Source organism: Novosphingobium sp. 9 (genome assembly GCF_025340265.1).
Taxonomy (GTDB): Bacteria; Pseudomonadota; Alphaproteobacteria; order Sphingomonadales; family Sphingomonadaceae; genus Novosphingobium.
In genome coordinates, this window is the sequence record NZ_CP022707.1 from 959,713 (window position 1) to 980,476 (window position 20,764).

Here is a 20,764-nt window from a genome sequence, read left to right on the forward strand (position 1 = left end):
GCCTGCCACTTTGTGCTTGGCATTACAGGGAATAGCAGCGAGTCTGGCCTTATGAAAACCGACCTCGATCATCTGCCTGCAAGCAAGCAGCGGGACCTGGACCGTGTGGTCCAGATCCTGTTCGAGGAATTCGCCGCAGCGCACGAGAATGCCACCGCGCGCCGTCGGCGGGGCCGGATCCTCAAGGTTATTCTCTACGGCAGCCATGCCCGTGGCGGCTGGGTCGACGAGCCGCATACCGCCAAGGGCTACGTCTCGGACTTCGACCTGCTGGTGATCGTCAACCAGAAGGACCTGACCGACCGCGCCGCGCACTGGACCGCTGCCGACCAGCGGTTGATCGAGGAGAAGCTCGCAGGGCGTCTGCGCACGCCTGCCAACTTCGTGGTCCATACGTGGCAGGAAGTCGGCGATGGTCTGGCCCACGGGCGCTACTTCTTCATGGACATCGCCCGCGATGGCGTGGTGCTGTTCGAGGCCGACGACAGACCGCTTCCCGAGCCCAAGCCCAAGACGCCCGAACAGGCGCTGGCCATGGCGCAGGAATACTTCGACGAGTGGTTTCCTGCAGCTAATAAGCGCTTCAACATTGCGCGCTTCGACATCAAAGAAGGCTACCTGAAAGAAGCTGCATTCGACCTGCACCAGTCAGCAGAATTTCTCTTTCATTGCGTACTTTTAGTCGGCACTTTCTACACCCCACACAACCACAATCTCGCCTTCCTGCGCGCGCAGGCTGAGGGCCTCGACATGCGCCTTGTCGATGCATGGCCGCGCAATACCCGGCGTGAACGAGCGCTCTTCGAGAAGCTCAAGGATGCCTATGTGAAGGCGCGCTACTCCAAGCACTACCGCATCGCAAAAGAGGACTTGGAGTGGCTTGCCGCCAGGGTCGAAAAGCTCGGCCAGCTGGTGCAGGAAGTCTGTCAGGAACGCCTGACGCTGCTCGCCTCGCAAGTTCGCGAAGCAGGCTGAGCCCTGTTTTACAGGAGTGGGCGGCCCTCTTGCGTCCATTGATCATCACCGTGCGCGCGTTCCCACTACCCTTCAGGCTTCTTCCCGCACCTCGATATCGAGCGTAAGCTGCAGCACGTCCTCGCTCTCGTTATCGGCATCGGGCTGCAGCGTCTGCGCGCCGCAGGCGAGCGTGATCCAGTCGAAACTCCAGTCCAGATCGAGCGCATCGCCAAGGCCATGACGGGTGATCCTGGCCATCGCCGCGCCCTCGCTGGCGATCCCGAAACGGCAGGCATCGCCGCCCGGAATGCAGGTGCCCTGCACCAGCGTTCCATCCGAAAATGCCAGCGAGAACCCCTCGGCAATCCCGCGTGCCGGGACATCGAGAACGGTCTCGATATCCCCTGTCAGATGCAGGCGATGGCCTGCCTGCGCTTCGATCCGCACACCCATGGCTCTGTCCTTCCTTCGCGACTCATGTGACGAGATGGATATAGAACATATAGCGAACATCATGAAGTGCGATGATGGGGTTCGGAAGGGTAAGGGCAGCGAAGGGGCAGGAAGAAAGGCTATGGCAAGTTAAAGGCCCCTGTCTCTCTGGTTCGACTAAGTGGCTGTCTGCACGTCTTTTTCTTGAGAGATAAGGGGTGCCGGAGCCCAGCCTAAGCCTCCGCTCATGAAGCAAATCGCAAAGAAACACTGGTTTTGCAGGCGCTTATCGGGAGGCAACCGTGGAGGCCCTTGCCGCTGGGCATGCGCGTCCCCTGATTGCTGGCTCGGGCAGGCATCGACAGCATCAAGGAAGCGGCAATGGACGATGGGTTCGACGTGTGGCTGGGCCATATCGGCAAGGAACGGCCCATGCGCCACGCCCTGCGCCGCGCGGTCAATCAGGCGGGCGGATCGCGCCTGTCGAAGGGGGGCAAGCCGCGCTTCACCGGCGCGCGGACCGGGCGCGGCGTCGCGGCCGCACAGATGCTCGGCGATGGTCCCCGTCACGGCGGTTCGAGAACGCGCCGGGTGGTCGTGAAGGCCCGCTTCGTGAAGCTTGCGGGCAAGGGCGCCAAGGCAGCTTCCGCCCACCTCAGCTACCTGCAGCGCGACGGGACCACCCGCGAGGGCGAGCGCGGCACGCTCTACGGCCCCGACAGCGACTGCGCCGACGGCAAGGCCTTCCTCGAGCGGGGCGCCGGGGACCGGCACCAGTTCCGCTTCATCGTCGCGCCCGAGGATGGCGAGCAGTATGCCGACCTGCGGCCAGTGACCCGTAGGCTCATGCAGCAGGTCGAAAAGGATCTGGGCACTTCGCTCGAATGGGTTGCGGTCGATCACTTCAACACCGGCCACCCCCATACCCACATCGTCGTGCGCGGCGTGGATGATACAGGGGAGAACCTCGTCATCGCTCGCGACTACATCAGCCAGGGCATGGCCGCACGGGCTTGCGAGATCGTCAGCCGCGATCTGGGCCCGCGCACCGAACGGGAAATCGCCGCAGCCAACGAGCGCGAAGTGACGCAGGAGCGCTTCACCCGGATCGACCGACGCCTGCTGGGCGATCTCGACGACAAGGGCCTTGCCTCGGCATGGCATGGTGACCCGGCCGAGCAGGCGTTGCGCGCGGCCCGCCTTGGCACGCTGCGCTCGATGGGGCTCGCCGAAGAGGAAGGCAAAGGGCGTGGACGCTATCGCCTCGATCCCGAACTGGAAACGAAGCTGCGCACCATGGGCAGGCGCGGCGACATCATCGCCACCATGCACGAACGCCTGCGCAGCCATCCCGAGGTGCTGCCCCAGGACTATGCGATCCATGAGCCTGCACAAGCTAAGCCCTTCGTCGGGCGCGTGCTCGACCGGGGTCTCTCCGACGAGCACGCCGATCGCCGTTACCTGATCGTCGAGGCAACCGACGGGCGTACCCTCTTCGTTGATCTGGGAGAGGACATCGCCGAGGGGGCAAGGCGCGGCGGACTGGTCAGAGTGTCCCCCTCCGACTTCGGACTGCGCAAGGCCGACCCGGTGATCGCCGAGGTCGCTGCGGCGAGCAACGGACGCTACAATGTCGACCTTCACCTTGCTCACGATCCGTATGCTTCGGAACGCTTCGCACAGGCCCATGTGCGCAGGCTCGAGGCGCTGCGGCGCGACGGGGCATCGATAGACCGCGAGCCCAACGGCACCTGGATCATCGGCCCGGATTATCTGGACGAGGCGCAGCGCTACGAGGAGCGCCAGGCCCAGCGTCGGCCGGTGATCGTCGACGTACTGGCCGACCGGCCGCTGGAGCAGCTCGTCCGCCACGACGGTCCCACATGGCTTGACCGCCAGTGCGTGGAAAGTCCCCGCGAGCGCCTGCACGGGCGCATGGGCGGCGAGGTCGCGGCAGCGCTGCGTCAGCGGAGGCAGTGGCTTGTAGAGCAGGGACTGGCCGAACAAGAGGGCAATGCCCTGCGCTACCGCAGCGATCTCATCGCCACGCTGCGCGGGCGCGAGTTGCGCCGCGTCGGCGCGCAGCTCTCCGGCGAACTGGGCTTGCGGTTCACGCCGATGGAGGGCGGCCGGGTCGAGGGCATCTATCGCAAGGCCGTGAACGTGGGCGGCGAGAAATATGCCGTGATCGAGAAATCTCGGGAGTTCACCCTGGTGCCCTGGCAGCCGGTGCTGGAGAAGCAGCTCGGCCGCAGTGTCGCGGGCACCATCGAGCGAAGCGGGAGCATCAACTGGACCTTTGGTCGCCAGCGCTCGGGGCCGCAGATCACCTGATGATACTGAAAACACCCCTGGGGATACCGGAAAGGCTCTGTCGCCTATCGGAAGCCATGCCCATCATGGCCTCCATGCAGACGCGCAAGACCCGCCACCAGTTCTACCTTCCAGATCATCTCTCGGCCCGGCTCGATACCATGGCGGGAGAGCCGGGAGCATCGAAGACGACGATCCTGAGCGAGGCCCTCGCTGCCTGGATTCAGCGCACCGATGATGAACAGACCGGAGCGCAGTTCGGCAAGGTGCTGGCCAGGCAGGCTCGTGCGTCCGAGCGCCTCGATCAGCGGGTAGACCACCTGACCGAAGTGCTCGGCTTGTTCGTGCGCTACTATCTGACCTTCACCGCGCATCACCCGGCCTTCGACGAGGAGACCCGCAATCTGGGCCTGCGGCGCTACGAGAACTTCCTCAGGCATGCGGGAGAGCTGGCGGCGAAAAAGTCCAATGCCAAGCCAAGCGCATCCCCACCTTCGCCGCAGGAGAACGAGGCATGAGCAGTCCATCCGATCGCGCCGCACTGCTGCCCTACAAAACCGATCCCCTGACGGTGCGGATTCCCGAAGCCTGCCGGTTGACCGGCATCGGCCGCTCCAAGCTCTATGAGCTCATTGCCGACGGCAGCATCGAGGTCGTCAAGGTCGGAGCCATGACGCTGGTGTCGTTCGAAAGCCTGAAGCGGTTGATTGCCGATGCCCGTGAAGGGGAAGAATCATGAGCGTCCATCCCATCCTTCTGCGCGCGGTGCTGACGGCGGTTGTGGCGGAAATCACGAACGAGCAGCGTGAGGCTCTTTACTCGCCAGATGACGGCATCAGATTTGAGGCTGAGGACGACCTTGTGGGCGACATTATGGTGGCGATGGCGAGCTTAGATGGCACGATCCGCGACGCGTGTGCTTCGCTCGGTTCTCATCAGCGCAAAGACCATCGGTAGTTTCTGCCTCCCCCTTTTCCAGCGACATCTGATTTTCGTTTCAGATGTTGACGGCCTGCTCTTCCGGTCGGAATGCCCCTTTGTCGCCGTGCAGCCATCGATTTCGCGTTCCCAAGTCCGGACTGTCCTCTGTGAATGGCTCCAGCGTTGCAAGTGCAAAGTGATGTTCTGACATTCCGTCGGATGCAGTCGTCTGTCCGGCCTTTTGATGCAGTAGGTTTAGACTGCTGGCCCTGATGGGGCGCACGAACAAGGTCCGACCGGTCTCGCCATCACATCCTTCGCGCTTACAACCTCGTGAAGCTGATCTCTTCAGCCAAGCTCTTGGTCTATGCGGCTGCCAATCGGCATGTGCCCGCGTTCGAAGACGCCGCCGCGCGCCATGAGCGCCCATGCGATCCGCGCCATCAGTCCTGCGAAGCCGCGGCACTCTTGCGACCGGGCCTCTTCGGAGCGTCAGTCGAGGCCGTTGCGGCCTTTACGCCTTTGGCTCTCGGCTTGCGGCTCACTGCCGCAGGCTTGACCGCCTTGACCGTGGCTTGGCGGCCGCCCGCTCGAAGCCCGGCCTGCACGTCGTCGCCCAGTTTCGTCCCGGTGTTGTCGCCGCGCCATTCCTCGGCTTTGAGCGCAACTGCGGCCCGGATGAGGTCGCTCTTGGAAAAACCCTTTTCATGAGCGATTTGACGCAGCTCAGCATCAAGCGTCGCTGGAAGGTAAACCGAGCGCATGACCAGAACCTCAGACATACAGCTTATCCTTCCACCAAGGTGTGTTCGGTTTGAATGAACATATATGCATATATATGTTGATCCACGCTACCACAAGGGCAGCAGAGCATCTGTTACAAATAACTCTTCAGGATCGCGCTGGCCAAGAGGCCAAGGCTTCCCAGCGTCGCCATGCCCGGGCCGCGCGCCAGCGCTGCAAGGGAAGGGGCATGCAGTCCAGCCCCCAGTCCGGCGCTCGCCGGGAACGACAGATCCGCGAGCATTTCGCTCTCAAGGCGATCCCGCGTGTCCTTGCCTCTAGGGCCAAGGATGTCTTTGACGGCGACAGCATCGACCAGATCGAGCAAACTCCAGGCATCGAAACCGATCGCATTGATCACACAGTCGGCCCTCACCTGCTTCTGCAATTTCCCGTCATAGGTGATATCAATGGCCAGTTCATCGTCATCCCAAGAGGCATCAGTGGCCTTTCCGAGGACATAGTCGACGTTGCTGGCGCTATCGATAATCGACTTGTTCCGCGAGGAAATGACCCCGGCCTCGGTCCGCTCGAGTAGTTTGCGCCGATCTGCGAGGCTAAGATCAGTCCAGGCATCAGGATCAGTAAACCATCGACGCTCCGCGTAACCATCGCCGCGCAAGAACAGTGTGCCCATCGGACTGATGGAGCGTACAGTCGCTTGGGGCTTTTCGGCCAATGCATTGGAAAGCCAGGCTACTATTGCACCAGCTGCGCCTCCGGCCCCCGTAACAGCAATCTCGCCCCACTCCCGGACCTTGTCGCGATGGCTCCAGAAAGTTTCGGCATCAAGCAAGCGTTCCGCAGGAATCTTTGATGTAAGACCGCTGATGGCCCTGGCCTTGCCCGTCCCGGTCAAAACCACGCCATCTGCCTCGACTGTAACTTCCTCCTCATCATCGCGATAGGTGATGAGCCAGCCGCCAGCCTTCTGCGGGGTGATCCTGATCACCTCGCCCTCGACGACCCCCTGGTCGGCTTTCTCGAATACCCACTCCAGATAATCCGCCCATAACTCATGGGTCGGGTGATCGCGTCCGCGATCCACCCATTCCGAAAAGTAGCCCGTCGCAACGAGATAGGCCGACCAGGAAAATCGCGCATGCAGTGCCGAAGCGATCGACCGCTTCCCATCCTTTGCGCCAAACTCGGCGTAGGGGAAGCCCACATCCTTTTCCGCCGGAGAACATAGTGTGAGGTGACCGCTCGAATAGCCGGCCTCACCTCTCCAGGCGGAGCCGACCGCCTTCTTCTCGAACACAAAAAGCTCGGGGACGTTTTCAACATCGAGATTTCGCAACACTGCCGCGCGCGCGACCAAGGCCGCTGCCTTGGGACCGCCCCCCACAATGGCAAGCTTTTTGGTCATAGCGCTTCTTTACCCTGTTCGCCGCGCGTTCGTCACTGATCCCGCTCGCACCGGCTACAGTTCGACGGATCACAAGGCAAGCCTTTGGTCGCCAAAGGGAAATGGCAAATTCGGATGCCGACCGGGTTCGATGTGGGCATTCAAGCAAGGTCGGTTCGGCGTATCGCTGGCAGAGCGTGACCTTCAAGGTTAGCTGAGGAACTACCCGTTCGGGCGGATGCTACCGCTCGGCACGAGACTGGCGAATGCCGGGTTTGCCCCCACGAAACGGCGTGGCGCCTTGGCGAAACCAACCCTTCTTTGTCGTTCAGCTGCCGATTTCCAATCTCTGGAGCGGTCAGCTCCTTGCTTCGGACGAGGCCAACACGCTCGGCTTGAAGGCCGAAGCTAGCGCTACCCATACTGCTCACTCGCCCCCGTTCGCAAGCTCAGTTGCGATCAGCTGATACCGGGCCTTCAAATCACCCCCGGTGGCGAACGCCAATAAATCTTCTTTCGACAGTATGCCGTCGCGGAGAAACTTGGAGAGGTAGGTTTGGCAGAACTCAATGGAAAGCATGGACTGATCGATCCGACCAAGGATCTCCTCGCAGCTCTTGATATTGCGTTCAATCAGCTTCCGGATGTCCGATAGCCGGTTAATCTCGCTGACCACCCTCCCGATCAGCAGGTCGAGAATGTTTGTGTCGAGATCGACCTTTCGGTCAGCGACTGCAAGGTCGCGCGCCACCAGATAAGCCAGACCAAGATTGGAAAAATCGCCGTGCAGCATATCGATCACGACGATGAACCCGTAGCCGGGGCGATACGCGACATTCTCGACGCGCTTTAGCAACGACGGATTGATCGACGACCGATCGAGGACGATGATCGCTTGCGTACTTTTGCGATTGACCTGCGCTTCCAACAACTGACTGAGAGCCGTGTCGATATTCTTACCATACCAGTCGCGCTCGTCAGGATTACCCAAGCTGATCGCTTTATCGAATTTGCACTCGATGACGATAGACTGATCGTCCCCGCCGTCAATGGCGCACAGAATATCGCCAGTCTTGTTCTTCGGCAGAGTGCCCGTAATATTGCCAGTCGGCGAGATCGTGTCACCGATGCCCTTAGCAGTAAGAAAGTCGTCGAGATAGTTCGCCACCGCAATCTCGCCGGCAACGCCCTTCATCGAACTTTTCGAGAAAAGCTCCGTGCTCATTTCGAGCCGGATCTTCAACGATTCGAGTTCCGTGCCGAGTTCGTTCTCAGTCCGGGCCAGAAAGGCTGATAGGCGTTCCTGGCTTAGTGCAAGCACACCTATATGAAGCGCCTTTGCAAAAACGCCATCGCGCTGATCAACGGGAACCCGGTCGAAATAGTCGAAAATCAGGTCATTCTCCAGCTCGATACCAGAGACTTCGAGCCTGCGAAGGCCGTGATTGAGTTTAATAGAAGACATTACAGTCCTGAATTCTATCCGTTAGACCTTACTGTACCGATAGGTGCCTTTGATCTCGGCATTGAGGAAAACTCCCTTCGAATCCGCAAGCTTGAAGGCCTCCCAAATTTGCTGCGGGACATCGAAATACTGATATGCCGAGCCGTTATGGAACGACACCTGCAGCGTCAGGGTATCAGAATCATATTTAAGCGAGGCGATGTTCGAGGATTCGAACGCGTCATAGGTTTCCATTTTCTATCCTTGCGTTTCGTCGAGATTGACTAATGCGGATGTGAACGGGGTCTGTTGCCGCCACAACGCCACGACTTCCTCATAATTCGGATCAGCTTCCATCGGAATACCCCAGCCACCGGGAATCATCGAATCATCGGGACTTGTTTCATCGCACACCACCGGGTCGGCACTGTCGGGGCGCTTGTCCTTCGGCGGAGGCTCGATCATCGTGCGCATCGGGATACCCACACCTTCGCCAAGGATGATCGCCTCGCCTGTCCGCAGGATGGGCAACATACTGGTAAGACCTTCAAGGTTCTCGGAAATCGCTCCGGTAATTTTTGACCGGTCGTTACCATTGGACAGACGTAACGCGAAAAAGGTGCCGCATTGCGACAGAATGGTCGAGTTGATCTCGGACGGGCGCTGGCTAACAATCATCGCGCCAATACCGTACTTTCGCCCTTCTTTGACGATGCGTTGCACCACAGTTGAAGCACGTCCGCCGATGTCACCATTGAGGTAGGTATGGGCCTCTTCGAGCACCAGCAGTAGCGGTCGCTCGCGGCCGCCCTGCGAAAGGTGGCGTGCCCAAAACAAGCAATCGTATATCAACCGAAGAAGAATACCGATCACGTCGTTGGTGATCGCGCTCGGGACGCCGGACAGGTCTAGAATGGTAACCGGCCGGTCCGATCCGATCCACCCTTTCATCAGGCACGCCAGCGTCTCCTCGGTCTTCCCCTCCGGATCGGGATCCCACCCGCCCGGACGCAGGAAGAAATTGTACCGGGGGATACGAAGCTTTGCTCCAAACGCCTCGAGCTGCGCACGTATGTTCAAGGTCTCAGGCAGATAGTTGATTTTCTCGTCGTCGCCCGCAACGCTTTTAACCTCGCGAAAGCGCGGAGGGAGGCCCTTTGATGCGTCACCCTTGATCGGCTGGCCATGCGCATCAAGCTTGTATGCCCAGTTTTCCTCGACCGGGGTTTTGCCCTTACCTGAGAAATAGGTGCCGAACTCCTGGCAGTACAGGTCGTACCACAGCTTCTTGATATCGAACGGAATTGGCGAATCCGCGTTTACAGCTTCGGGATCGATGTCGCTGTCGTCATCAGATTCGACTGTCGCGACCTTCGCTGCGATGATGCGCTCCATGATGAGATTTCTGGCCTTTGAATCCACTGGAAAGGACCCGAAGGTCAGGCTCATGAGTTCATCAAATTCCATCGCCCAGAATGGGAGACACAGCCGTTCCTGATCTGCCTTGCTGGCGTCAACGTTGACCTTGTAGACATGAGCACGATCCGCAAACGCGGCCTGATATTCACCGTGGATATCAAGAATCAGGATACGCGACGACGGATAGTTCTTCGCCGACGACAAGGATCGTACGACGCTCGCTACAGTAGTTGATTTTCCCGACCCGTCGTCCCCACCACCGCGCTATGCCGGGTGACTAGTTTGTTGATATCCACGAGCGCGTCGATGGACTGAGATCCCGCGATGTGGCCGACCTTCACAAGGTGATGTTGTTTGCCGCGCCGTCCGTAGATCCGCTCAAGATCACGTTGCGACACCAAATGGACATCGTCATCGATCGTCGGATATTGCGAGATTCCGCGCCGGAACTGGCCACCTGCCGAGCCCTCGCCGATAAGTTGAACCTTTAGCCAACGATATCCGGCACCTCCAGTGTCGGCCAGAGTCTCGGGGATGGCGCTCGCGCCGACTTGCGAAACGATGCCGAACAAATCTGCATAGCCGACCGGTATGCGTACGAAGCTGCCGATCTGGCCGATCCGGTACCCTTGGCCGTCGACGAAAGTCAGCCCCGAAAGCTGCGCGCCGGTCAACGCGACACTGACCGAAGTGCCATTCACGTCCTGAACGGTTCCGATAAGGGTAGGCGACGCACTATTCATGTGTTGCGCTTTGCAGTTCGTCACGGCTCAGCGACCGCAGCAGCAAGCCCAGCTTTGCAAAATCGCCAAGATTGAGCTGGCAGGGAATTCTCCCCTCATTCTCGTCGTTCTCCGCGCCAAGAAGGTGGATGACCTCCTGCGCCAGCCCACCTGGCTCCGATACGCCGACGCTGATCCAGCCCGCCCGTCGGCGGCCGATAATCGCCTCGTCCTGCGCGGCGATCGCGAGATTGGGGCCTGTTGCGCACACGCAATCGCCTTGGCATAGCCGGTGCCGCCCAACGGACCGAAGAGAAAGGCGTGCACCATCGCAGTTGGATTGTTCTTGAGGCTGCTCACAATGATATCGTTGATATGATCGTCACTGAACGAATATCCGGACATGAACAGGAGTGAAGATGGGCAGCTGATAAAATCCTTCAATCGGTCCATAAGAGCCAAATACGGCATCTTCCGGCTCTGGTCGAACTTCAGATGCGACGGATAAATCAGATGCTTCTGACCGGATTCGATCTTGTCTGAACGGATGACCGAGCCAGCTGCAGCGTTCTGTGGGAGCTTGAGTTTCCAGTTGATCGACCCGTGTATCTTCCAGAGCCTTAGCCAGCGCGGTCCGATCAATTTCTCGTTCTCTACCGCGCCAAGGTCGAAGAACGCATTCCGTGATCCGATGAACCCGTCGAAATAGGGCGCACTCTCATCTTCGAGCGCTTCTTCCATCAACAAATCATAGTTCGTGGTGAAAATGTGTACGGGCTTGTCGCGTGATAGTGATCGCGCCCATATCGCTAAATCGTGGTAAGGGCTTTCGTTGGTTGGAAGGTTTCGGTCGACAATGTCGGAAATTATCTCGCAAATCGACCGGTCCAACTGTTCAAGTTCCGCAGCTTTGAAACCGCGAACCTCGCCCTTGCCCACGACTTGCGACATCGAGCGGATCATCGACAACGCATCTTCGATATTGAAATGCGACTTTTCATCTTCGACAAACAATTTTGCCAAGCGATCGTATAGGCTCTCTTCCCCGCCTGATGGCGTTCTGAGCTTCGTGGCAATCATCTTGGTGAGGCCGGCAACATCCGGAATGATTGGTTCGTTGACGGTTTGGCCATTTTCGAGCTGGCGTTCGACACGGACGGCCAGCGGGCAACCTGCGCCAATGAAAAAGCCGACATGCTTCTTGTTTTGCGACAGCGACTGGCGAATATAATCCAGTTGCCGCGATGCGTCGTGATAAGTCACCCGATCCCCCTAGTGTCGGCTTCATATTCACCATGCATGGAGTAAAAAGTCGAGCAGCGATCGCTAAATTTTGCCGTTCCGGTTCCGGGTTCTGGACTGTCGGCCTACCCGACCAACTAATGGCTCGCAGAGATCATTCGACAAAGCCAGTTCGACCTTGGCACGGTCGAACTGGCGGGCGGTCTGTTCGCGATAAACGCAGCGGTCAGGCTGTTGACCTGGATTCGTGGCGTCAACGATCGAATTTCGGCTTACCGAGGACAGCTGCTCCAAAGGCAACGGGCCGGAAGGTCCCAATCACTCACGCCCTTTGTCAGCCTGAATAGCCGCTCAGCCGCCGATTCTTCGTCCTCAGCTGTGGACGGTCAGGCGTTATAGAGCGCCGACACCTGAGCTCGCGGTTGATTGTGAGCGATCTTGGCTCGTCCTAATGAACTGCGGCGATGCCCACAGCGATTTGGTGAAAACTGCGCTCATTTTTGCTGCCGGTACTGGACTTGTCCCCCATTCAATCCGACCAATTGCCGCTCAGGGGGGATAGTATGATTGAAGAAACACCGCGGCCTGCTCGCGACATTCACTTGCTTACAACCGAAGTTCTCCTTAGCGAACTCGTTGGAGGTCGATCAATCGCGCTTGAAGGCGGCGAGGAGTTGACGATGGTAGACGCCGACGCTCGGGCCGTTCTCGACTGGTATCGCCTGAACCAGAACAAATGGACCTCCCGGTTGAGCGCCGACGATGCCGAAGCGGTGGTTGGAAAGATTGCGATCGGAGCGCCCGAACTTGCCGCTGCCGAGGAAGTTCGGGGTCATGCTACCGGCCGGCGGCGCTTGCGTCTCGTCAAGGTGGAAGCGCATCGGTTTGCTGGCCTCCACATGTTTGGCACATTGGCTCAGCCACCCGAGACGTTCGTCTTCGAGCCGGCGAAGGCGGTCACCCTGTTTGAGGGTTCCAACGGGTCGGGCAAGACTTCGATCGTCAATTCGATCGTTTGGTGCCTCACGGGGGAACTGATCCGCTCCCAGCGCGTGCCGGCATCGGGTCAGGAGGAATTTACCTGTGAAGTGAGCGGCACAAATGGTGCGCTGAGCACGCACAAGATGTCGCCGGTCACGCCGATGCCAGGAAGGAATAGCGGCCTTGTTGCGTCGGGAAGACCGGTACCTGCAGACACCTGGGTGGAACTGACCTTCGCTGACGAGGCGGGCAATGTCCTGCCCCCGGTCCGGCGAACTCAGTCTCGAAACGATCGCGGCAAGTTGCTGGAGGATGCGCCCGATCTCAGCGGCTTGGGCCTTGATCCAATCGCCTGGCGGATCGGCACGACGATGCCGGCAATCCTGCCTTATCTTGCGGTAGGATCCGCCTCGCAGCTTGGACAGGCTGCGGCCCGATTGACCGGCCTCGCGGACCTTTCTGATCTCGCCGACCACGCAGGGCGAATGGGTAAGCGCCTTAAGACCGATCTGATGAAATCGGCGGACGAAGCGCTCGCGGCAATCATTCTACGCTTTGGCGATGCTGCGAGCGACCTCACGCGGGAACTTGGCGAGAGCCCCGACCTTGCTTTTGAGGGCGAAATCCCAACGCTGGACAAAGAGGATTGCCCTCAGCGCCTCGATGCGATCGAGAGGCATTTCACGCAGCGCAAGGCAGGAGCCCTAGGCGCTGCACAAGAAGTGCTGGGCCAGGATTTCGATCCTGAAGATCATGCATCGCGCGACAACCTCGAACGGTCGATCCAGCCAGCGATCATCCAGTTGAAGCAGTCGAGGCAATTGCCATCGGTAAGCCGGCTCAGCGGTTTGACGCTTTCCGACAAGGATGCAGAGCGAAGCCAGGCACTTCTGGACAAGATCGCAAGCGAAGCTGCCTTGCTGGCACGTCTTGCTGAAAGCCCGGACCGGGCACGCCGCGAGCAACTCTACGCGCGCGTCGCCTCGTGGGTTCACGAACACGGCCATGAGGACCAGACCAGATGCCCAGTATGCGTGGGCGACCTTTCCCTGGCGCGCGACCCTGTCACCGATCTGCCGGTGACACAGCATCTGGTATCTGCGGCGAATGACCGCGATGTCGTGTCTCGCACGATCACGCAATGGGTCGAGCACTGGACCGGTGAACTACTTAGAGAACTTCCCGCAGCAATTGCAGCCGAGGCGCGCCGCGACCTGCCGTCTACTCCCGCCGATCTGCTTGTGCACGGCATGACTGTGGAGCTTTTCGAAAGCGAAGGCTTCCGGGGTGTGCTGGGCGCGCTGCGCCCCGATGCCGAGGCTTTGGTGCATGAACAGGCGCAATTACTGCCGCCGTTTGCCGCAGTCGGCACTACGCCGCTGCCGCCTGCCATCTCCGTGACAGCCACCCAGCTCGAAACCATGGTTGGCAGGGTTAGGCGGGCGCTTGCCTTTGCGGCCTGGCGCGATCGCCACAAGGAGGTGATACTAGCCTTCATTGGGGCTGTGCGGCGGGGACATGAGGGCTCTGCGGACGCCCAACGCGCCATCGGCAAAAGGCTCGATACACTGCTGGGAATCGTCGAGAGCGTCGCGCCACTCAACCGGGCACTGGTTCTGGTAAAGCGGCTCGCCGACACGCGCGCAAGCTACGAGAACGCAGCGCGGCGCAAAAATCACTGTGGGCGCGCCGAAGCCGCATTGTTCAAGCTTACGCCGCTCGGCGGACTAGCGCAGCAGCAAGTCGACGGTCTGCGCGAACGGTTGCACGTTAGATCCGAATTGTGGCGCAAGGCCGTCTACCGCAACGCCAACACCACCGCACCAGAACTTGCCGGCACTGCGATGAGCCGCACAGGCGTGCTTGAACTTACTGTAGGGCGCGAAGGCGTGACAGCACCGGCACAGCATATCTCGAATGCATCGGCACTGCGCGGCGCGTTGTTCGGCTTCTACCTTGCTTTTCGTGAACACGTGCTTGACCAGCGGGGCGGCATCGAGACGCTCGTACTCGATGACCCGCAGGAACTACTCGACAACGAAAACCGGGAGCGCCTGGCCCGCGGGATTTCGAAGATTTCAGAGGCGGGAGCGCAAGTCATCGTCACCACGCACGATGGCAAGTTTGCGCGTTGCCTAGTCGCCGAGCACCGCGCGACCGACGGCATCGAGCACTACTCGGTCCATCCGGTAAACCCGGCGCGCCCACGGCTTGTGCCCTGTCCCGCTATCGAGGAAGTTGATCGTAAGCGTGACGCATTTAGGGAGGCCCCGAATGATCACGTTGCTGCCCGCGATTACGCAGCGCACGTGCGCGTATTCTTGGAAGCACGGCTTGGCGATCTCTTCGACGATGTCGCCCATCCTGCCCACGGCCAGCCAAGCCGTACACCGACACTGATGCAGCTGATGGACCGCCTCCGCAGACTTTCCACCGCCGAAGGCGCAAGCGAGCTGTTCCGTCACCCAGTGGTGCTCCGTTTCCTAAACCATGCGGCACTAGCAGAAGGAGCCGAACCACGCCGCGTCCTCAACGAAGCCCATCACGGCAGCCAGACGATTTCCTATGCCGATGTCGAAGCAGTGCAGAGCGAGCTGCAAGGCTTGCGCACCGCGATCGAAAAGGTTCACGAGCAGTTCCGCCTTTATCGCTGGCGCGAACCCCTAGAGCCAGAGGCCGGTGCACCGGTTGTAATTTCGCTACCAGTCATGCGCAGGCCCGCTTTCAGCGTGCCGGTTTGTCCTGACATTGCTGCTTTTGCGGGTAGCGCACCTGCCGGCGGCTCTCAGGACGAAGCGGAAGAGATGCTTGGCGGCGAGTGGTTCGAGGGCAAGGCTTTATACTATGTCAGCGGTGAGACGCTTGGCTTTGCAGTACCGGCGGGCTCGATCGCAATTGTTGATTTTGAGCCATATGCTGGCCGTGACAGCAACCTGGTAATTGCCCGGTACAGAGGGCAAGTTCTTGCCCGTCGACTGGTGAAGCCAAGCCGGTCAATTGGGGTTTCGCTTTCTGCACAGATGCCCGATCCCCGCACGTCGCGCCCGGCCCTGACTTTCGACAGTGGGGTTCGGCTGTATCGCATTGTCGGTGCTCTATTCACTCAAGCTCAACCTCCTGACGGAGGCGGGGAAGCACAGCCCATCGAGGTTTGCCCGGAGCTCGAGAACGTTGCGGTCGCCTACCGGGTGAAGGAAGACAGCGCAATCCCCCTTGCCCTGCCCGGTCAGATCATCTTGGGCGGCGCAGAGCTCACACCAGTTGATCTCGATCATTGGGAAGACAGGCTCGTGGCCGTCACGCTCGACGATGGAACCAGTATCTTCAAACGCGTGGGTCGGCGACTTCCCGGTCGATTCAGTCACCTGCGCCTGTTCGAGACCATCGGCGGCCTCGGGTCCTCGATGATCGTTGCGACGGAGGCCGTCGAGAGCGATCAAGGTGATTCGGGCGTTCCGCTCATGATAAGCGCACGGCGTGTCATCGGGGTCCTTTACAGCTGATATCAGTTCAAGAAGCAGTGCGGCAATGCCGTGAGGCTACCACCGAAAAAGAAGGTATGACGTCCATGAATAAAGCTGTCCGCGTGCTCATCCCCGACGATTGCCATTCCCAGAAACCTGGGGCCTTGCCCTCAGCTATGCTCAGAAAATCGCCGAAGATCAGGGGACGGAAAGGATCGTGCTATTCACCCCGTCCAAACAGCAACTCAAGACTACCACGCTTGCTCAAACCCTGGGCCCGGTCGTTGCCAAGTCGTTGACCGACAATCGGCGAACGAGCCTGAACGGGCGTTTCACGCTGGAGAACAAGACACTGCAGACCGGTCGCTTTGCGCTGCCCCAATCCGTCGTCATCGCGTGTTACGCCAACGAGAAAATGATGGAACATCTCGACGGTCTCAAAGGCCTCGTCGGAGTTGTCGCGGTTCCGTATATTCGAGATGCAGCGGACGTCTGGCAGAAACGCTGGAACGCGCATGTCCATGGGGCCGCCCGGCAAGCGCAGCCTGCCCCTCTGATCGAAGATCGAGTGGTCGCGGCAGCGCTTACCTCGCTCACGATTCTGGTGAACGTCTCGCACGGCATCCTGCATCCGCGCGACAAGCAATCCGCAGACATGATCTTGCGTATCTTACGCGCAAAAGGCCATGAGCTCGATCCCGTCTCGATTAAGTCCTGGGCAATCCGCAACGGCTGGGACCCAAAGGGGGGCGAAGATCTTGCAAAGCTTGCTGCGCGTATCGCCGGCCTCAAGGGAACGCCCAGCCTTACCAAATTCAACGACCCGGCAGCGCTCTATGCGCGCTGGCAGTCCAGGCCGCCGAACAGCCCTGAGTCATCCGCGCCATTTCAACTTGTGCTCCGTCCGCGACGGCGGGCAGGTGCACCATTGTGCATCCTGATATTGGAGGAACATGCTGGCAGACGCGCCCCTGGGCAAGTGGCCTATTCCGGAAACAAGGCGTTGCTCAAATTTCTCTACCGCACTGCGCATCGAGCGTCGGCTTACCTTGGCCGGCGGCTCCAAAGGCGACTGTCGCCATAGTCCCACATCTGACCATTAGAGCGGATTTCGACCGGTATGAATCGGTAGGGATTCCCTACGATAGCGTTTTGTGATTCATAATCCGTGCTGGTGAAGGAGGCTGGCATGGATGGGTCATCCGCTTTCGATGGATTTGCGCTCGCGGCTTTTGGCAGCGATCGATAACGGATTGAGTTGCCGGGCGGCGGCGGCGCGATTTGGTGTTGCCCCCTCGACGGCGATCCGCTGGCATGCACTTCGGCGCGACACGGGCGCCTTTGCCGCCAAACCGCAAGGCGGTGATGTGCGTTCGCGCCGGATCGAGGAACGAGCGGCGGAAGTCCTCGCTGTCTGGGAGGCGCGGAAGGACATTTCGCTGGAAGAACTACGGGTGGATCTGGCCGCAGCCGGACTGATCGTCTCGGTAGCGGGACTTCATCGGTTTTTTGTACGTCGGGGCATGACGCGCAAAAAAAGACTGGCCATGCAATCGAGCAGGACCGTCCCGACGTCCTGAAGCAGCGGCATGATTGGTTCGAGGGGCAGGTCGACCTCGAACCAGGACGCCTGGTCTTCATCGATGAAACCTGGACCGCCACCAACATGACCCGCAGCCATGGCCGCTGTGCCAAAGGCGAGCGACTGCGGATGGGTTTCCCTCACGGGCACCGCAAGACCACTACGCTGGTCGCGGCTCTGCGCATGACGGGCATGGTCGCACCGATGGTACTGGACGGTCCCATCAACGGCGATTGGTTCGAGGCCTACGTGGCCCAGGTTCTCGTACCTGAACTGCGGCCAGGTGACATCGTCATAATGGACAATCTGTCGAGCCATAAGCGTCCGGCTGTCCGGGATCGGATCGAAGCAGCAGGTGCGACACTGCGCTTCCTTCCGCCCTACAGCCCGGACTTCAATCCGATCGAGAAGGCTTTCTCCCGCCTCAAGGCCCTCCTAAGGAAAATCGGGGAGCGAACAGTCAGCGGTCTGTGGAGCCTCATCGGAAAGCTCGTCGACATCTTCCAACCCGCCGAATGCGCCAATTACTTCAGCTCTTGCGGATATGATCCAGACTGATCGAAATCCGCTCTAGAAGAACGCTGATAACATCCCCATCCAGATGGAAGGTAATTCCACGCGAATCGCATGATGAGGAAAGTTTATGGTGATAAAGGACTCGAACCTCTTCTCGAATAAGTTTTGCGGGTATCGTTGGAGGTATCCGGTCAACGATCGAGTTTAGAAAGCTTGGAATTCTGCCGAAAATGCCCCTCAATGTGAGTGTTCTTCTGGCACCATTCACCTTTTCGGAGGTGGCCGTAAATAGCAAAAAGCCCCGGGGAACCGGGGCTTTTTGCTTATCTGGCGTTCGCGAACGGTCGTCTGTAAAGGCCCCCAGCCGCGACCACGTGGGGGCCTTTTGGGGGCCTCCGAAGGGGCCTCGGATCAGGCCCCTTTTGCTCTGAGTTCGTCGAGCCAGTCGCTCCACCACTGCATCATTTCAACGCGCTCGCTCCAATAAGTGCCACGGTTGTACGTAGCTCGTGTCGTGTTCCCAACTTTATGAGCGAGCGCAGCTTCGATGGCATCCGGGTTCCACTTGCTCGACTCGTTCAGCAACGTGCTGGCCATGGAGCGAAAACCGTGGGCAGTCATTTTGCCTTTATATCCGATCCGGCGAAGCGCGCCGTTGACAGTGTTCTCCGAGATAGGGCGACGGCCCGTGTGAAACGTCGGAAACACGTACGGGCCATTTCGCAACGGTGCCATCTCGTTGATGATGGCGATCGCCTGCTTCGAGAGCGGAACCTCATGCCGCTTTCGCATTTTCATATCCTCGATTTGCGGAATCCACCGAGCCTCCGAAAGCTTACGGTGACCGCCGGGTGACAGCGTTGCATGTGCCATGCGGGATGGACGGTAAACCATAAGCGGGTCGAGCGAATATGGCGGCGCGAAGGGCTCAAGGTGCCGCAGCGCCAGCCAAAGCGCGGACGTCTATGGCAGGGCGACGGATCATGCATCCGCCTGCTGCCTGAGTATCCGGGACATGTCTGGGCCTACGATTTCGTCGAGGGGCGAACGCATGATGGCCGCAAGTTCCGTATCCTCACGATCATTGACGAGGCCAGCAGGGAATGCCTGGCGCTCATCGTTGCGCGTCAGCTCAAGCACGAGGATGTTCTGGCGGCTCTGGCCGACCTGTTCATCTCGCGCGGCCCGCCTGCACATATACGGTCCGATAATGGCAGCGAACTTATCGCGACCGCTGTGCAGAAATGGCTGGGTCAGATCGGTGTGAAGACGCTTTACATCACCCTGGGATCACCATGGGAGAATGGCTATACCGAAAGCTTCAATGGGTCGCTTCGCGACGAACTGCCGGGCGGCGAGATCTTCTACAGCCTCGCCGGGGCCAAGGTCCTGATCGAAGCCTGGCGGCGGCATTACAACACCGTCCGCCCGCATAGCAGCCTGGGCTATCGACCGCCGGAACCGGAAACAGCGACACCGCCATATCCGCCCTCCGGTTCCGCTTCGCTCCACCTCCGTCCGGATATGGCGGCGATGGCCTTAATCCACTAAAAAACCAATCGGGCCACTCGGTGGGGGCAGGTCAGTTGTATCGTGGTCAGCCAACGATCTCTGAAAAGCAGTTTGATTGAGATATGCTCAATTTTACCGAGGCGAAGAAAAAGGCAAGACAAGCTAAGCGGTTCGGCGACCCCGGCACGGCATTGCCTCCTTCAATTGAAGCCGATATGCAGATGTCGGCCTACGAAGATCAGCACGATCGCGCCCAGGATCGAGGCAAGGCAACCGGCGCGATGAAATTCGGTGCGACCACGACTGGTGACGAGTCCGGCCACCAGCGAGCCGCCGATGCCCAGCAGGATCGTGGCGATCCAGCCCATTTGGATTGTGCCCGGATAGACGAATCGCGCCAGCACACCGACGATAAGTCCGCTGATGATGGCGCCGATGATGTTGAACATGCTGTCGTTTCTTCCTGACTGCGCCGGTGAGCGCTTGGTGAATGGCTCTGCTGCGCCTGCACAATGCCCGAGGCCGGGCGGGGTTTCCAGCGCGCCGTGTGCCTTGAGAAGGGGCAGTTGTCCCGGCAGGTGCGCGCGGCCTCGGCTGGTCGATGTGGTATTTCGTTTCGTCGCACGCCCGATTCGCTTCATCGCGCATTTATGTGGAAAAATTCTGACAGAACGGGTGCATCTGACCTCTTGCCTTTGACGTAGCACAGGAAAGTCCACGCGTCGCGAGAGGCGACGGGAATGGTCACTCCATTTTCGCTGCACTTGCATCGGCGCGGCAAAGGTCCACTATAGGTTGTGTCGCACAGCCCGCGTCGCCTCAAGACCTTGATGGTCCTCGGTGGGATGGCAATGTGCTGCTTCGACGGATCCGGTCAATGCGGAGCGTGTGATGCAGGTCTGTGTGATGGGGTCGGACAGGGAAGATCGTTCTCGATTGGGCTGTTCGTGGTAAGGGAAAGCGGATCGTCGCTTTCGTCGCCACGAGGCGGCCGTGTCTGGCTCTGAAGGTTGGAACGCAAGGCGTCAGGGCGGCAGGCCGCCTGCGCGGACAAAGGGGCGAACTGTGGATTTCAGGAACGATAGCGACGCGCGCGTGGACGGTTCGGACGTAGAGACGACGATCGAC

General features: G+C 59.7%; 16 protein-coding genes and 2 pseudogenes. 9 read left to right on the top strand and 9 right to left on the bottom strand.

The window, feature by feature from the left end:
* Positions 1 to 51: 51 nt before the first annotated feature.
* Positions 52 to 975, top strand: a complete 924-nt coding sequence (locus CI805_RS04780; protein WP_260926736.1) for a HEPN domain-containing protein — start codon at positions 52 to 54, stop codon at positions 973 to 975.
* Positions 976 to 1,047: 72 nt separating this feature from the next.
* On the opposite strand, the gene CI805_RS04785 is transcribed toward CI805_RS04780, so the two are convergent.
* Entirely contained in the window at positions 1,048 to 1,410 is a 363-nt protein-coding gene (locus CI805_RS04785) for a hypothetical protein (RefSeq protein WP_260926737.1), read from the bottom strand.
* Positions 1,411 to 1,770: 360 nt separating this feature from the next.
* On the opposite strand from CI805_RS04785, the gene rlxS reads away from it, so the two are divergent.
* The 4 genes from rlxS (at position 1,771) to CI805_RS04805 (ending at position 4,659) form a co-directional block, all read left to right on the top strand.
* The gene (gene rlxS, locus CI805_RS04790; RefSeq protein ID WP_260926738.1) at positions 1,771 to 3,723 is read left to right on the top strand and encodes a relaxase/mobilization nuclease RlxS; all 1,953 of its coding nucleotides are present in this window, start codon (positions 1,771 to 1,773) and stop codon (positions 3,721 to 3,723) included.
* 65 nt (positions 3,724 to 3,788) lie between these two features.
* Positions 3,789 to 4,220, top strand: coding sequence for a CopG family transcriptional regulator (locus tag CI805_RS04795; protein WP_260926739.1), 432 nt, complete (start codon positions 3,789 to 3,791; stop codon positions 4,218 to 4,220).
* Positions 4,217 to 4,441 (top strand): helix-turn-helix domain-containing protein, encoded by a 225-nt coding sequence (locus CI805_RS04800; RefSeq protein WP_260926740.1) that lies wholly within the window; start codon positions 4,217 to 4,219, stop codon positions 4,439 to 4,441. Before CI805_RS04795 ends, CI805_RS04800 begins: the two co-directional genes overlap by 4 nt.
* Positions 4,438 to 4,659: a hypothetical protein gene (locus CI805_RS04805; RefSeq protein ID WP_260926744.1), complete on the top strand. Its 222-nt coding sequence runs from the start codon at positions 4,438 to 4,440 to the stop codon at positions 4,657 to 4,659. The genes CI805_RS04800 and CI805_RS04805 overlap by 4 nt, the downstream gene beginning before the upstream one ends.
* Positions 4,660 to 5,066: 407 nt before the next feature.
* On the opposite strand, the gene CI805_RS04810 is transcribed toward CI805_RS04805, so the two are convergent.
* The 6 genes and pseudogenes from CI805_RS04810 to CI805_RS04840 form a co-directional block, all read right to left on the bottom strand.
* On the bottom strand, positions 5,067 to 5,405 hold the full coding sequence (locus tag CI805_RS04810; RefSeq protein ID WP_260926746.1) for a ribbon-helix-helix protein, CopG family: 339 nt from the start codon (positions 5,403 to 5,405) through the stop codon (positions 5,067 to 5,069).
* 95 nt (positions 5,406 to 5,500) lie between these two features.
* Positions 5,501 to 6,775, bottom strand: coding sequence for a SidA/IucD/PvdA family monooxygenase (locus CI805_RS04815; RefSeq protein WP_260926748.1), 1,275 nt, complete (start codon positions 6,773 to 6,775; stop codon positions 5,501 to 5,503).
* A gap of 406 nt (positions 6,776 to 7,181) precedes the next feature.
* Complete coding sequence (locus CI805_RS04820; RefSeq protein ID WP_260926753.1) at positions 7,182 to 8,219, bottom strand: hypothetical protein; 1,038 nt, start codon at positions 8,217 to 8,219, stop codon at positions 7,182 to 7,184.
* Between the two features lie 21 nt (positions 8,220 to 8,240).
* On the bottom strand, positions 8,241 to 8,453 hold the full coding sequence (locus CI805_RS04825) for a KTSC domain-containing protein (protein ID WP_260926754.1): 213 nt from the start codon (positions 8,451 to 8,453) through the stop codon (positions 8,241 to 8,243).
* A 3-nt stretch (positions 8,454 to 8,456) separates the two neighbouring features.
* Positions 8,457 to 10,360: pseudogene (locus tag CI805_RS04830) on the bottom strand (ATP-binding protein).
* Between the two features lie 27 nt (positions 10,361 to 10,387).
* Complete coding sequence (locus CI805_RS04840) at positions 10,388 to 11,602, bottom strand: SIR2 family NAD-dependent protein deacylase (RefSeq protein ID WP_260926761.1); 1,215 nt, start codon at positions 11,600 to 11,602, stop codon at positions 10,388 to 10,390.
* A gap of 542 nt (positions 11,603 to 12,144) precedes the next feature.
* Between CI805_RS04840 and CI805_RS04845 the strand changes: the two genes are divergently transcribed.
* From CI805_RS04845 to CI805_RS04855, 3 genes are all read left to right on the top strand, one after another.
* The gene (locus CI805_RS04845) at positions 12,145 to 16,065 is read left to right on the top strand and encodes an AAA family ATPase (RefSeq protein ID WP_260926763.1); all 3,921 of its coding nucleotides are present in this window, start codon (positions 12,145 to 12,147) and stop codon (positions 16,063 to 16,065) included.
* 100 nt (positions 16,066 to 16,165) lie between these two features.
* A complete protein-coding gene (locus CI805_RS04850) occupies positions 16,166 to 17,110 on the top strand; it encodes a hypothetical protein (RefSeq protein WP_260926765.1) in 945 nt (314 codons plus the stop codon).
* A gap of 109 nt (positions 17,111 to 17,219) precedes the next feature.
* Positions 17,220 to 18,166, top strand: a protein-coding gene (locus tag CI805_RS04855) for an IS630 family transposase (RefSeq protein ID WP_260923236.1) whose coding sequence is annotated in 2 segments (ribosomal slippage) — positions 17,220 to 17,556 and positions 17,556 to 18,166 — 948 coding nt in all. Because the reading frame shifts where the segments join, the coding sequence is not laid out codon by codon here.
* Positions 18,167 to 18,535: 369 nt separating this feature from the next.
* On the opposite strand, the gene CI805_RS04860 is transcribed toward CI805_RS04855, so the two are convergent.
* Positions 18,536 to 18,922 (bottom strand): site-specific integrase, encoded by a 387-nt coding sequence (locus CI805_RS04860; RefSeq protein ID WP_313958529.1) that lies wholly within the window; start codon positions 18,920 to 18,922, stop codon positions 18,536 to 18,538.
* 38 nt (positions 18,923 to 18,960) lie between these two features.
* Here CI805_RS04860 and CI805_RS04865 point away from each other — a divergent pair.
* A pseudogene (locus CI805_RS04865) lies at positions 18,961 to 19,675 on the top strand (IS3 family transposase); the annotation flags it as partial.
* A 161-nt stretch (positions 19,676 to 19,836) separates the two neighbouring features.
* Here the strand turns inward: CI805_RS04865 and CI805_RS04870 are convergent.
* Positions 19,837 to 20,085: a GlsB/YeaQ/YmgE family stress response membrane protein gene (locus tag CI805_RS04870; RefSeq protein ID WP_260926766.1), complete on the bottom strand. Its 249-nt coding sequence runs from the start codon at positions 20,083 to 20,085 to the stop codon at positions 19,837 to 19,839.
* Positions 20,086 to 20,764: the final 679 nt, after the last annotated feature.